We start from the raw sequence: 13,690 nt of genomic DNA, 5'->3' as shown, positions 1-13,690 counted from the left end.
CTCAAGAAGAACCGCCCCGAGACCGGGGCGACGTTTCGAATACGAAACGACGCCCCGGTCTCGTTCTGTCGAGTCCGCACACGAAATGCGGTGCCTGTCGCAGAACGAATTCCGCCCCCAACTTTCCTTCATTCGCACCGCAAGGAAAGCTGTACCCATGACCTCAGGAGTGGATTCGTCAGAACTTGCCCAGATCGGTGTCACCGGACTCGCTGTGATGGGTTCGAACATCGCCAGGAACTTCGCGCGTAACGGGCATACTGTTGCGCTGCACAACCGAAGCATCGCCAAGACCGATGCCCTCGTGGCGGAGCACGGTAGCGAAGGGAAGTTCATTCGCACCGAGACGATCGAGGAGTTCGTCGCTGCGCTGCAGAAACCTCGCCGCGTGCTGATCATGGTGAAGGCAGGCGACCCCACCGATGCAGTCATCGAGGAACTCGCAGGCGCCATGGAAGAGGGCGACATCATCATCGATGGCGGAAATGCGCTCTACACGGACACCATTCGCCGTGAAGCATCGCTCAAACAGCGCGGACTGCTCTTCGTCGGCGCCGGGATCTCCGGCGGCGAGGAGGGGGCGCTGAACGGGCCGTCGATCATGCCCGGTGGCCCGGTGGATTCGTACAAGGCTCTCGGCCCACTGCTGGAATCGATTGCAGCACAGGTCGATGGCACGCCGTGCTGCACACACATCGGTCCGGACGGGTCCGGGCACTTCGTGAAGATGGTGCACAACGGCATCGAGTATGCAGACATGCAGCTCATCGGCGAGGCCTACAACCTTTTCCGTGACGCACTCGACTACACGCCGCAGCAGGTAGCCGATGTGTTCACCGAGTGGAACGCGGGCGACCTCGAGAGCTACCTCGTCGAGATCACCGCCGAGGTGCTGAAGCAGGTCGACGCGAAGACCGGCCAGCCGCTGGTAGATGTGATCGTCGATGCTGCCGAGCAGAAGGGCACAGGTCGGTGGACCGTCAAGGCTGCCCTCGACCTCGGCGTGCCGGTAACCGGCATCGCCGAGGCTGTCTTCGCACGTGCACTGTCCGGATCGCGTAGCCAACGCAAAGCCGCGGTGGGCCTTGCGTCGGGAACTCTTGCCGCCAAGCCATCCGACGCCGAACAATTCACCCACGACATCAGTCGTGCGCTCTATGCGTCCAAGATCGTCGCTTACGCACAGGGCTTCGACCAGATCGCAGCGGGCAGCGCCGAGTACGACTGGAACCTGCACCCGGGTGATCTGGCCACCATCTGGCGCGGCGGTTGCATCATCCGTGCACGCTTCCTCAACCGCATCAAGGACGCGTACGACGACAACGCCGAGCTGCCGAGTTTGATCCTCGCGCCGTACTTCCGAGACGCAATCGAAGACGCAATCGACAGCTGGCGTCGTGTCGTCATCACCGCAGCATCGCTCGGTATTCCGGTACCCGCATTCGCGTCCTCCCTCGCGTACTACGACGCACTACGTGCCGAACGCCTGCCTGCTGCACTCACTCAGGGACAGCGCGACTTCTTCGGTGCGCACACCTACGAGCGCATCGACTCCGAAGGCAAGTTCCACACGCTGTGGAGCGGGGACCGTAGCGAGGTTCAAGCTTAGGGAGATTCAGGCCTGGATCTACCCGATCGCGACCGTGTGCTCGGAATCGATACATCTCCGAGCACACGGTTGCAGTCCCGGGAACCGAAGCGTCTCAGTCGAACTCGTCGTACCAGCCCGGTGGTGGCCCGAGGACAGGCTGCACGATGGTCGACGGAAAGTCCCCTTCCCACGGAAGGTTGCCGTCCGAGTCCCGCCACACCGCCTGAACCGCCGAGATCTGGTCTCGGGAATAGACGCGGCCTGCCATGAGAAGCCAGTCCTCGGACTGCACTACGTCGACGAACGAAAGTTCGAAACCGCCTGCGCTGCACTCGCCCCCGGCCTCGAATCGGGTGTGCCCGATCAGAACGCGACGAGCGAGCACGTTGAGTATCGAGGCGGACTCACCTGCCGACCGCCCTGTCAGAATCAACTCGGGATGACCGTGAGCGGTCAGACCGACGGTGTAGCAGAACGCAGGCACGATGTCCTCCGGGTCGTCCTGGTCCTGGAGGTGGTCCGCCTGAATCTCTGAGCCCTCGAACGCGACGTCCGCCTGCGAACTCACGTACTGCAGCGCCCATCCGTACCGGTCTACCAGCCCTTCCACGCCGACGACGTAATCCTCGATCGATCGACCGTCACACATCGCACACATGACTCCCCCATCTCGGCCGAACATCACGGTCTCTGCCGATCAGAGACTCGAACATATGTTCGTATATTTCGAATGATTGCAAGCACTACCGACACGAACACGAAGGGGCGGTACTGTTCCGCTATGCCAGGATCGACTTCTTCGTTCGCAGATCTGGGGCTGCGTCCCGTCGTCGTCCATGCCCTGCGACGGCTCGGCGTGCAGGAGCCTTTTCCCATCCAATCCGCAGCGATTCCCGACGCCCTGGCCGGTCGCGACATCCTCGGTAGAGCCCCCACTGGATCCGGGAAGACACTGGCCTTCGGACTTCCGCTCCTTCATCGCCTGTCCGGCCGAGCAAGCGTCCCAGTCCGCCCCCGCGCCATCGTGCTCGTTCCCACTCGCGAACTCGCCCTCCAGATCAGCACGTCACTCGAGGAGCCGGCGCTTGCGTCAGGAATTCGAATCGCGAGCGTGGTCGGAGGAGTCCCACTCAAGCGACAACTCGACGTGCTTCGCCGAGGAGTAGACGTCGTCGTTGCCACTCCGGGTCGTCTCGAAGACCTGGTCTCGACGACTGCAGTGTCCCTCGCCGATGTGGAAATCGCCGTGATCGACGAGGCTGACCGCATGTCCGACCTCGGGTTTCTGCCTCAAGTCGCGGCGCTACTCGACCGAACTCCTCGAGATGGACAGCGAATGTTGTTCTCTGCCACTCTCGACGGCGAGGTGGACACTCTCGTCCAGAAGTACCTGCGCACACCTGCGTTTCACCGAACGGACGGGCCGCCGGTCGCGGAGTCACCGGTCGAGCATCACTTCTTCCGTGTCACAGCGCAGAACAAGGATTCGGTCGCAGCCGCGATCGCATCTCGCGACGGCAGCACCATTCTCTTTCTGCGCACCAAACACGCAGTGGACCGACTTACCGAAAAACTTCGCGCAGAGGGTGTTTCAGCCGCCGCCCTGCACGGAGACAAGTCCCAGGCCAACCGCGTGCACACCATGGCGGCGTTCGCCGACGGATCGGTACCTGTGCTGGTTGCTACCGACGTCGTTGCCAGAGGTATCGACATCGACGGTGTCACCCTCGTCGTGCACGTCGATCCACCCGTCGATGTCAAGGACTACACACACCGCGCCGGGCGCACCGGCCGCGCGGGCCGAACCGGCGTCGTCGTGACACTGGTGACCGAGAACCAGGAAGATCACGTCACCTCACTCATCGACGAAGCACACATCGACGCCCGGATTGCGGACGTCGTTCCGTCGAGCCCAGCTCTGATTGCAGCCACCGGCGCTAGGAAGCCGACCGGAATACCGATCCGCGTGTCGACACCGCCGGTTGGCACAACTGCCACGCGTGCCGGACCTCGACGGCCCTCCGGCTCCAGTGGGCAACGCACACGGTCTCGCCGGCCGGGTCGACGATGAGCAACTCACCGCTACTGCCGATCGTCCTTGCGCTCATCGCAGCGATGTTGTTCGCGTGCGCATCCGTCGCGCAGCAGAGTGCGGCCGCCGCCGTACCCGAGGGAACCTCGCTGGTGTCCGCTCTGCTGCGAAGCCCGCGCTGGTGGGCTGGCGTGATCGGCGACATCGGTGGATACGGAATGCAGGTCGCGGCGCTGTGGGTGGGCTCGGTCCTTCTCGTACAACCGCTCGTGGTGTCGATGTTGCTGTTCGCATTGCCGCTGTCCGCCAAGTTCTCGGGCTTCACGATGACTCGGACCACGTGGTTGCTGGCCATCTCCCTGGCGCTGGCCCTGGCTGTGTTCATCGTCGTGGGCGATCCCACCGAAGGTCATTCGAACGCACCGTTTTCCGAGTGGTTGGTTCCGTTGGTGATCTCGGCCGTGGTCATCTCGACCTGTGCGGTCGCCGGGTTCGTGTTGAAGAATCCTGGTCACCGCGCACTACTGCTCGGTGCGGCGGGTGGCCTCCTGTTCGGTGTCGCAGTAGCGTTCACCAAATTCGTGTCGGACCTCGTGGAGAACGACTTCGTCGGAGCGTTGACAGCGTGGCAGACCTACGCGCTCGTCGGGTGCGGAGCGCTCGGGTTTTACCTACAACAAGTCGCGTTTCAAGCCGGCCCTCTGTCGGCGTCGCTGCCCGCAGTGACGATCGGCGAGCCATTCGGCGCAGCGTTCCTTGGTATCACCGTCCTGGACGAGCGAGTACGCGACGGCCCTCTCGCTCTCGTCGTCATCACGGTGTGTGTGGCCGTCATGATCGTCTCGACCATTGCGCTGTCGCGGTCGCAGGCGATGGTGACCGAAGGCGCGGCTGCCGCCTGACAGGTAGGCTGGCGCAACGTGCAGTTCCTCGATGGCCACCGGCCCCCATACGACCTGACCTACGACGACGTGTTCTTCGTTCCGAACCGGACTGACGTTCCGTCCCGATTCGACGTCGATCTCTCCACTGTCGATGGCTCGGGTACGACAATCCCGATCGTTGTCTCCAACATGACTGCGGTGTCCGGTCGTCGCATGGCAGAGACCGTAGCTCGCAGAGGCGGAATCACGGTCCTCCCCCAGGATCTACCGATCGATGCCGTCACCGAAACGGTTGCGTTCGTCAAGAGTCGTGACCTCGTCGCGGACACACCGGTAGTGCTGGGCCCTGACGCGTCGGTCTCGGACGCGCTCGCGCTGATGCACAAGCGTGCACACGGCGCCGTGATCGTCATCGATGGCGGTCGTCCGGTCGGCGTCGTCACCGAGGACGCCTGTGCCGACGTGGACCGGTTCGCGCGACTCCAATCCATTGCTGCAACCGATTTCGTCACCGCGCCCTCCGACGCGACCCCTCGAGCAGTTTTCGAGGCCCTGGACTCGGCACACGAACACCTTGCAGTCCTGGTCGACGCCGACGGAAGCCTCGCAGGTGTGCTCACTCGCACCGGAGCCGTACGCGCCGGCATCTACTCGCCCGCTATCGACGATGCGGGACGGCTACGCATCGCCGCAGCAGTCGGCATCAACGGCGATGTTGCGGCGAAGGCGCAGTCACTCGTCGAGACCGGTGCGGACGTCCTCGTCATCGATACCGCGCACGGCCACCAGGAGAAGATGCTCGAAGCTCTGTCCGCCATCGCTGCACTCGACCTCGGTGTCCCGTTGGCAGCCGGCAACGTGGTGTCCGCGGCAGGTACCCGCGATCTCATCGCTGCGGGCGCGAACATCGTCAAGGTCGGTGTCGGGCCAGGAGCCATGTGCACCACGAGAATGATGACCGGCGTCGGCCGTCCGCAATTTTCGGCGGTCGCCGAATGTTCCGCGGCCGCAGCCGAGCTGGGTGCCACCGTCTGGGCGGACGGCGGGGTCCGACATCCACGTGACGTAGCACTCGCGCTGGCCGCAGGTGCGTCGAACGTCATGATCGGCTCGTGGTTCGCCGGAACCTACGAGTCGCCAGGGGATCTGCGCGTCGACACCGCCGGCCGCGCATACAAGGAGAGCTTCGGGATGGCCTCCAAGCGGGCGGTTGCCGCTCGCACCGCGACGGACAGCGCGTTCGACCGAGCGCGCAAGGGCTTGTTCGAGGAGGGAATCTCGAGTTCCAAAATGCTCCTGGACCCGGATCGGCCAGGTGTGGAGGATCTTATCGACCACATCTGCGCCGGAGTGCGGAGCACCTGCACCTATGCAGGCGCACGGACTCTTCCTGAGCTGCATCAGCGCGCAGTGCTGGGCGTTCAGTCTGCAGCGGGGTTCGCCGAGGGACGTCCGCTTCCGCGTGGGTGGTGAGACGTCCCACTTTGCCCGTCACCGCATCTGTCGGTCGAGCAGATAAGATGAGGTCTTCGACAATTATGCGAACTTTCTGCAGCCGTGCTCGTATGAGCATGGTTGCAGGAAAAGAGAGAAAGGAACCAGGTGCCTGAGGCACCCGCTATCAGCAACGCCCCGGTCGCATCGAGCGACCTCGGCGACGAGGGCTCCACTTCGGAGGGTTCCTCTATCGAGCCGGGTGACAAACCCGGCGACATTCGTTCGACACGCCAGCTGCACGGCGACGCCTTCCCCACATCAGGGCGTCGAGCAGAGCACGGTGCGGTTCTTCTATCCCAACTCCGGCGGCGATGACCGTGGACATTGCGATCAGCATTCTCAGTCTGTTGGGTTTCGTGGCTCTGACTGCCGGCACAGCTTTGTTCGTGGCAGCAGAATTCTCGTTGACCGCTCTGGAGAAGAGCTCGGTCGACTCCGCTGTCTCGACACGCGATGACACCCGCTCGCGTCAGGTCCAGCACGCACATCGGACCCTGTCCTTCCAGCTGTCCGGCGCGCAGCTCGGAATCACCATCACAACCCTGATCACCGGATACATCGCCGAACCTGTACTCGCTGGATTCTTCGTGCCCTTGGCCACCTCCGTCGGCGCATCCGAGAGCGTCGCATCGGGAATCTCACTCGCTGCGGCGTTGGTCATAGCAACATCGTTCTCGATGATCTTCGGCGAACTCGTTCCCAAGAACATCGCCATCGCGTTGCCGATGGGTACTGCGCGTGCGACTGCCGGTGCGATGTCGGGATTCTCGGCGATCTTTCGCTGGGCCATCAGGGGCCTCAACGGGTCGGCCAACTGGCTTGTACGCCGGCTCGGTGTCGAGCCCGCCGAAGAGCTTCGATCCGCACGTTCGCCCCGCGAGCTGGGTTCTCTGGTCCGCACATCGGCGCAGCAGGGATCACTCGACGAGGGAACGGCTCGGCTCGTCGACAGGTCGCTGCAGTTCGGCGAGCGGACTGCGGAGGAGCTGATGACCCCGCGGGTGAAGGTGGAGTCGTTGTCGGTGTCCGACACTGCGTTCGATCTCATCGAAACTGCGGCACGAACCGGATTCTCACGTTTCCCCGTCGTCGACGGGGATCTCGACGACACGGTCGGCGTCGTACACATCAAACACGCGTTTGCCGTCCCTTCCTCGAATCGGCGATCGACTCGCCTCGATGCACTCGCACAGGACGTACCCGTAGTGCCCTCCAGTCTCGACGGCGACACCGTCATGGAACGTGTTCGAGCCGACGGAATGCAGGTTGCCTTGGTCGTCGACGAGTACGGCGGAACAGCCGGAATGGTCACGATGGAAGATCTCATCGAGGAGATCGTCGGAGAAGTCAGAGACGAACACGACGAGCCCGAGGTGGACGTACAACGGGTGGGCGACAGCTGGATCTGCTCCGGTTTGCTTCGGATCGACGAGGTCGCGTCCGCAACTGGATACCACGCACCCGAGGGCGAGTACGAAACGATCGGTGGGCTCGTACTCACCGAGCTCGGTCGAATCCCCGTCGAAGGAGACTGCACGATTCTGCCCGCCCCCGACTTCGACGAACCGTCGGAGTCCGACGGCGGGTGGGTAGCGAAGGTGACACACATGGATGGACGCAGAATCGACCGGATTTTGCTGCAGCCGGTTGCCTCCGACCGCCTGACCGAGCTCAGATCGGAGGACAAGGCCCGTGGGTGATCTACTCGCTGTACTGCTCGCGGTATTCCTGCTCGCCGGAAACGCATTCTTCGTCGGCGCAGAATTCTCGCTGATCTCGGCTCGCCGTGACCGACTCGAATCCTTGCTCGCACAAGGCAAGAAGCGTGCGAAGTTCGTGATCGAGGCCGGTCAGAACCTGTCGCTGATGCTCGCGGCAGCCCAACTCGGCATCACGATCTGTTCGATTCTGCTGGGCCGAGTGGGTGAACCGGCCGTAGCGCATCTGATCGAGAAGCCCATGGAGCTTGTCGGAATTCCCGAGGCGCTGCTGCACCCGATCTCGTTTGCGCTCGCGCTCGGGCTCGTCGTGGTGCTGCACATTCTCGTCGGCGAGATGGTTCCGAAGAACATCGCGATCGCAGGTCCGGAACGCACCGCCATGATTCTCGTTCCGATCCATCTGATGTTCATCAAGATTGCCAAGCCGCTGATCTCGTTCTACAACGTGTGCGCGAACCTCGTGTTGCGCGCGCTGCGCATCGAGCCCAAGGACGAGCTGGATTCGTCGGTCTCCGCGGACGAGCTGTCTCAGATGATCGGCGAGTCGCGATCGGAGGGCCTGATCGACGAAGAGGAACACCGTCGGTTGACGCAGGCACTCGATACCTCCGGCCGAACCGTGGCCGAGGTGCTCATCCCGTCCGATCAGGTTCGTAGCGTTCGACTTTCGGGCTTCGACAGCGCGTCCGGTCCGACGCTGGGTTCGGTCGAAGAGGCCGTCATCGCCACTGGATTCTCGAGATATCCCGTCGAGGCACCCGATGGCGCTCTTGTCGGCTACTTGCACTTGAAGGACGTGCTCGAGTACATGGTCGACGATTCTGCGGGACCGGATTCGATCATCCCCCGGTCGGAGGTACGGCCATTGCCCATGGTCTCCGCAGACACGATGCTCGACGATGCACTGACTCGTCTGCGACGCACGAGAAGTCACCTGGGAGCCGTCCAGGATTCCACCGGGACCACCGTCGGAATCGTTGCGTTGGAGGACCTCGTCGAAGAGTTCGTCGGAACAGTTCGCGACGGCACTCATCGCATCGCTGGGCCTGCGCCGGGCGGGCTGCGTCGTTAGTCGTGGTCACCGTTCTCCCGGAGTCGGACTGGACAGCGAGTCGGGCGGCGCACGCCAACCGAATAGACCTGCTGATCGGCGACTACCTACAGGAACGAGCGCGAGGTGCGTATCACCCCGTACTCGATTTTCTTTTCACGTACTACAGCTTCAAGCCGGGTCATCTCAAGCGCTGGAATCCTGGCTACGGAGTGGTGCTCACGGGCGCGCAGGCCGAGGACTACGCGGGCTTGGCGTCGTACGAACCGGTACCCGGCGGAGGCTATCGAGCACGCGAGTCGCTTCTCGACCACCGCAGGTCGGCGATCGAATTCACGCTGGGGTTGCTTACGGCGACACGAGATCGTCCACCCAACCTGGGCTGCTTCGGCCTGCACGAGTGGGCCATGGTGTATCGCGGAGGCACATCGGCGCTGCGGCACGGCACGGTGCCATTGAGATTGGGGCACGACGGCACCGACGAGGTGGTCGACTCCATGAAGCTTCGGTGCACGCATTACGACGCATTCCGGTTCTTCACCGGTGCCGCGGTGCCGCGCAATGCGCTCGTGCTGGAGCCCTCGGGGAGAACCGATCGCGAACAGCCCGGGTGCGTGCACGCGAGCATGGATCTCTACAAGTGGAGCTACAAACTATCGCCGCTCGTCGGATCGGAGTTGGTAGCCGACTGCTTCGAGCTGGCGCTTGTCGCACGGACCGTCGACATGAGAGCAAGCCCCTACGATCTGACGGCTTACGGTCTCGCGCCGATCGCGATCGAAACACCCGCGGGGCGTGCTGAATACGTGCGTGCACAGACGGACCTGACGGCCAGGGCAGCCCCTCTCCGATCGGAACTGATAGCACGGTGCCAGAATCTACTCGTGAACGGCGGTGTCCCTTCTCGGACCTACCGCCGAGTAACATCGACATAGTTGTCGTTGGGGCACTGATACAGGTGCCTGTGACCGGAAAGAGCGAGGGAATCATGACCGAACGCGAACGAGTTGGTGGTCTTCAGGTTGCCAAGGTGCTGTACGACTTCGTGCAGAACGAGGCCCTTCCGGGCACCGGTGTCGACCCCGAGCAGTTCTGGACAGGCGTCGAATCGGTGATCACCGACCTGGCACCCAAGAACAAGGCGCTACTCGCGGTGCGGGACGAGATTCAGGGCAAGGTCGATGCTTGGCACGGCGAGCACGCCGGCGCGAACTACGACCGCGCCGCCTACAAGGCGTTCCTGCAGGAAATCGGCTACCTCCAGGACGAGCCGGCAGACTTCCAGATCAGCACTTCCGGTGTCGATACCGAGATCACCTCCACGGCAGGCCCGCAGCTCGTCGTGCCGGTCCTCAACGCGCGCTTCGCAATCAACGCCTCCAACGCACGTTGGGGATCGCTCTACGACGCGCTCTACGGCACCGACGCCATCTCCGAGGACGACGGCGCGGAGAAGGGCAGTAGCTACAACAAGGTCCGTGGCGACAAGGTCATTGCGTTCGCTCGCGACTTCCTCGACGAAGCGGCTCCCCTGTCGGTCGGTAGCCACGTCGGCAGCAACGAGTACGTCATCGACGGCGGCTCGCTGACCGTCACTCTCGCGGACGGGTCAACAACCGGCTTGGCCGATCCGTCGCAGTTGCTCGGCTACCAGGGCACGACGCAGGCCCCGACGGCAATTCTTCTGGTCCACAACGGGCTGCACTTCGAAATTCAGATCGACCCGGAGAACCCGATCGGGAAGACCGACGCGGCAGGCGTCAAGGACGTCCTGCTCGAATCTGCCGTCACCACGATCATGGACTTCGAGGATTCGGTTGCTGCAGTCGACGCCGACGACAAGGTCCTCGGTTACCGCAACTGGCTCGGCCTGATGCGAGGCGACCTCACCGAGGAGGTGGCCAAGGGCGGAAAGACGTTCACGCGCGCGCTGAACAAGGACCGCACGTACACCTCGGTCGACGGGCCCGAACTGACCCTGCACGGTCGGTCACTGCTGTTCGTCCGCAACGTCGGCCACCTGATGACCTCCGATGCGATCCTGGACAGCGAAGGCAACGAGGTCCCCGAGGGCATCCTCGACGCACTCTTCACCTCGCTCGCCGGGATGCACTCGTTGGCCGCGGACAACGTGTTGAAGAATTCGCGCACCGGGTCGCTGTACATCGTCAAGCCGAAGATGCACGGACCGGACGAGGTCGCGTTCACCGCGGAGTTGTTCGCACGTGTCGAGAAGGTTCTCGGCCTGCCGGTCAACACCCTCAAGGTCGGCATCATGGACGAAGAGCGCCGCACGACGGTCAACTTGAAGGCCGCTATCGAGGCCGCGAAGGAGCGGGTGGTGTTCATCAACACCGGCTTCCTCGACCGCACCGGCGACGAAATCCACACCTCGATGGAGGCCGGCCCCGTTGTCCCCAAGGGCGAGATGAAGGCTCAGAAGTGGATCTCGGCGTACGAGAACTTCAACGTCGACACCGGCCTCGCTGCCGGGCTGGAGGGTAAGGCGCAGATCGGCAAGGGCATGTGGGCCATGCCCGACCTGATGCACGACATGCTCGAGCAGAAGATCGCTCACCCGATGGCTGGGGCGAACACCGCATGGGTGCCATCCCCGACTGCAGCGACGTTGCACGCCTTGCACTATCACAAGGTGGACGTCTTCGCCCGCCAGGAGGAGATCGCTCGAGCCAAGCGCGCGACCGTCGACGAGATCCTCGAGATCCCCCTCGCCCCGTCCACGGACTGGTCCGAAGAGCAGAAGCGCAAAGAACTCGACAACAATTCACAGTCGATCCTGGGGTACGTCGTCCGCTGGATCGACCACGGAGTCGGGTGCTCGAAGGTTCCCGATATCAACGACATCGCGTTGATGGAGGACCGTGCGACTCTGCGTATTTCGAGCCAGTTCCTGGCGAACTGGATTCGTCACGGCATCGTGACCGAGGACGAGGTGCGCGAGTCGCTGAAGCGGATGGCTCCTGTGGTGGACCGGCAGAACGCATCCGATCCGACGTACAAGAACCTGGCGCCCGACTTCGATACCAACATCGCGTTCCAAGCTGCCAGTGACCTCATTTTCCAGGGCACGAGCCAGCCGAACGGCTACACCGAGCCGATCCTGCACCGCCGCCGCCGGGAGTACAAGGCAGCTGCGAACTGAGCGAGCCTTGTAACCTTCTCTCGTGGGTGAACATCGGACCTCAGGGGGAGCCAGAGGTATCAGCAAGGGCCCGGTGATTGCGGTGGGCACCGTCGTAGTGATGGTGCTCGCCGTACTCGGGTGGTTTCAGCTACGTGAGCGAATCGCGGACCAGGGGGTGGAGGCCGCCGATACGTGTGTCGAGGGGACGGCCGTCATCCCGGTGACGGTCGACCCTGACATCTCCTCTCAGATAACCCGGTTGGCTGCCGACTTCACAGCTACCGCCCCGGTGGTGCGAGATCACTGCATCTCGCTCGAGGTCACCACTCACGAGTCGACTCAGGTGGCCAACGCACTCGCCGCCGACGTAGCAAGCTGGGACGACTCGATGCTCGGTCCGCTCCCCGCGCTCTGGATTCCCCGCTCCTCGGATGCGCTCGTGGATCTACCCGTTGGAACGGTCGACGGGACTCCCCGTTCGGTCGCGAGCACGTCGGTCGTCCTTGCCGTGCCCGACATTGTCGCGGAAGCTCTGGATGCGGCCGATATCGGTTGGGCAGACCTTCCTCGCCTGCAGTCGGCGCCCGACGGTATGGACACTCTCGGTCTCCCCGGCTGGGGCGGACTTCGCCTCCGTCTTCCCGTCGGTCCCGACTCCGAGTCGTCGGCTGCGGCACTCAGCGCGGTGGCGGCAACGACATACGACAGTTCGACTCCAGTGCCGGCGTCCGAGCTTGTGCGACGCAGTTCCACGGCCACCGCACTGTCCGCGTTGGCAACGACCGATCGCGGAACTCCCTCCACCACAACCGAATCGACCGACAGCGCACTCGGACTGCTGAGCCGTGATTCGACGCCCACGTCGGATGTGCACGCTGTGCCGGTGACCGAGCAGCAGCTCGACGCCTCGGCTCAGTCCGGTCTGACCGCGTACGCGCCGAGCGGAACGACCCCGATCGCGGACCATCCGGCGGCGATACTCGCCAGGGAATGGACGGACGAGACCAGCCGACGCGCGGCGGCGCAGTTCGTGGACTTTCTCCGACAGCCCGCCAACGCTCAGATGTTCGTCGATTCCGGCTTCGATGTCGGCGATCCACCCGCGGGAGCGCCCGCCGTCGGTATTGCTACCCAGAGCGCGCTCGTCGACGCCGTTCTCGATCCTGCAACAACGCGTCGTGTCACGACATTGTTGGACATATCCGGCTCGATGGACACAACCGAGGGGTCCAACACCAGATTGGGCAATACGGTCGCTGCGCTCGATCAGCAGTTCGGATCGGCCATCGACTCCTCCGAACTGGGTCTCTGGGTGTTCAGCAAGGATCTCGACGGCACCCGAGCCTTCCGAACCCTTGTGCCTACCGGCCCGATCGACGAGCCGTTCGACTCGAGCACTCGCCGAGAGCAATTGATCGCTGCCGCGGGGGCAGTCCGACCTGCCACTGCCACATCGACATACGAAGCGGTGATCGCCTCATTCCTGGACGCACAGGAGACGTACTCGCCCGGCAAGCCGAACAGCGTGCTGTTGGTGACGGACGGACCGAACGACGACACGACGATCACGTCCAGTCGATTCCTGTCGACACTGTCCGAGATGGTGGATCCGACTCGCCCCATCACAATCGACGTCGTGTCCATCGGAACCGATTCCGACGGATCGACGTTGCAGTCCATGTCCGACATCACCGGTGGATCGTTCACCACCGTCGGTTCCTCCGCTGGCGCCGAGCTACCCGACCTTCTTCGAAAGCTGCTGCACTGAA

The 13,690-nt window shown here is 63.3% G+C and carries 10 protein-coding genes; 9 read left to right on the top strand and 1 reads right to left on the bottom strand.

Annotated elements, in window-relative coordinates; genetic code table 11:
• Positions 1 to 157 precede the first annotated feature (157 nt).
• Entirely contained in the window at positions 158 to 1,609 is a 1,452-nt protein-coding gene (gene gndA, locus ACODSO_RS26115) for an NADP-dependent phosphogluconate dehydrogenase (protein WP_489039569.1), read from the top strand.
• Positions 1,610 to 1,703: 94 nt separating this feature from the next.
• On the opposite strand, the gene ACODSO_RS26110 is transcribed toward gndA, so the two are convergent.
• Positions 1,704 to 2,240 (bottom strand): DUF4262 domain-containing protein, encoded by a 537-nt coding sequence (locus tag ACODSO_RS26110; RefSeq protein WP_489039568.1) that lies wholly within the window; start codon positions 2,238 to 2,240, stop codon positions 1,704 to 1,706.
• A 132-nt stretch (positions 2,241 to 2,372) separates the two neighbouring features.
• Here ACODSO_RS26110 and ACODSO_RS26105 point away from each other — a divergent pair, with 132 nt between their 5' ends.
• From ACODSO_RS26105 to ACODSO_RS26070, 8 genes are all read left to right on the top strand, one after another.
• Entirely contained in the window at positions 2,373 to 3,662 is a 1,290-nt protein-coding gene (locus tag ACODSO_RS26105) for a DEAD/DEAH box helicase (RefSeq protein ID WP_489039567.1), read from the top strand.
• Positions 3,659 to 4,525, top strand: a complete 867-nt coding sequence (locus tag ACODSO_RS26100; RefSeq protein ID WP_489039566.1) for a DMT family transporter — start codon at positions 3,659 to 3,661, stop codon at positions 4,523 to 4,525. Before ACODSO_RS26105 ends, ACODSO_RS26100 begins: the two co-directional genes overlap by 4 nt.
• An 18-nt stretch (positions 4,526 to 4,543) precedes the next feature.
• Entirely contained in the window at positions 4,544 to 5,980 is a 1,437-nt protein-coding gene (locus ACODSO_RS26095; RefSeq protein WP_489039565.1) for a GuaB1 family IMP dehydrogenase-related protein, read from the top strand.
• Positions 5,981 to 6,321: 341 nt separating this feature from the next.
• Entirely contained in the window at positions 6,322 to 7,704 is a 1,383-nt protein-coding gene (locus tag ACODSO_RS26090) for a hemolysin family protein (protein WP_489039574.1), read from the top strand.
• Complete coding sequence (locus ACODSO_RS26085; protein ID WP_068374339.1) at positions 7,697 to 8,797, top strand: hemolysin family protein; 1,101 nt, start codon at positions 7,697 to 7,699, stop codon at positions 8,795 to 8,797. Before ACODSO_RS26090 ends, ACODSO_RS26085 begins: the two co-directional genes overlap by 8 nt.
• Before the next feature lie 2 nt (positions 8,798 to 8,799).
• Complete coding sequence (locus tag ACODSO_RS26080) at positions 8,800 to 9,711, top strand: 3-methyladenine DNA glycosylase (RefSeq protein WP_489039564.1); 912 nt, start codon at positions 8,800 to 8,802, stop codon at positions 9,709 to 9,711.
• 53 nt (positions 9,712 to 9,764) lie between these two features.
• Positions 9,765 to 11,939: a malate synthase G gene (locus ACODSO_RS26075; protein WP_489039573.1), complete on the top strand. Its 2,175-nt coding sequence runs from the start codon at positions 9,765 to 9,767 to the stop codon at positions 11,937 to 11,939.
• A 22-nt stretch (positions 11,940 to 11,961) separates the two neighbouring features.
• Positions 11,962 to 13,689, top strand: coding sequence for a substrate-binding domain-containing protein (locus tag ACODSO_RS26070; protein ID WP_489039563.1), 1,728 nt, complete (start codon positions 11,962 to 11,964; stop codon positions 13,687 to 13,689).
• Position 13,690: the final 1 nt, after the last annotated feature.

Source organism: Rhodococcus sp. FG69, from assembly GCF_057808915.1.
The sequence above is the reverse complement of the archived record's forward strand: the minus strand, read 5'-3'. Positions and strand labels throughout refer to the sequence as shown.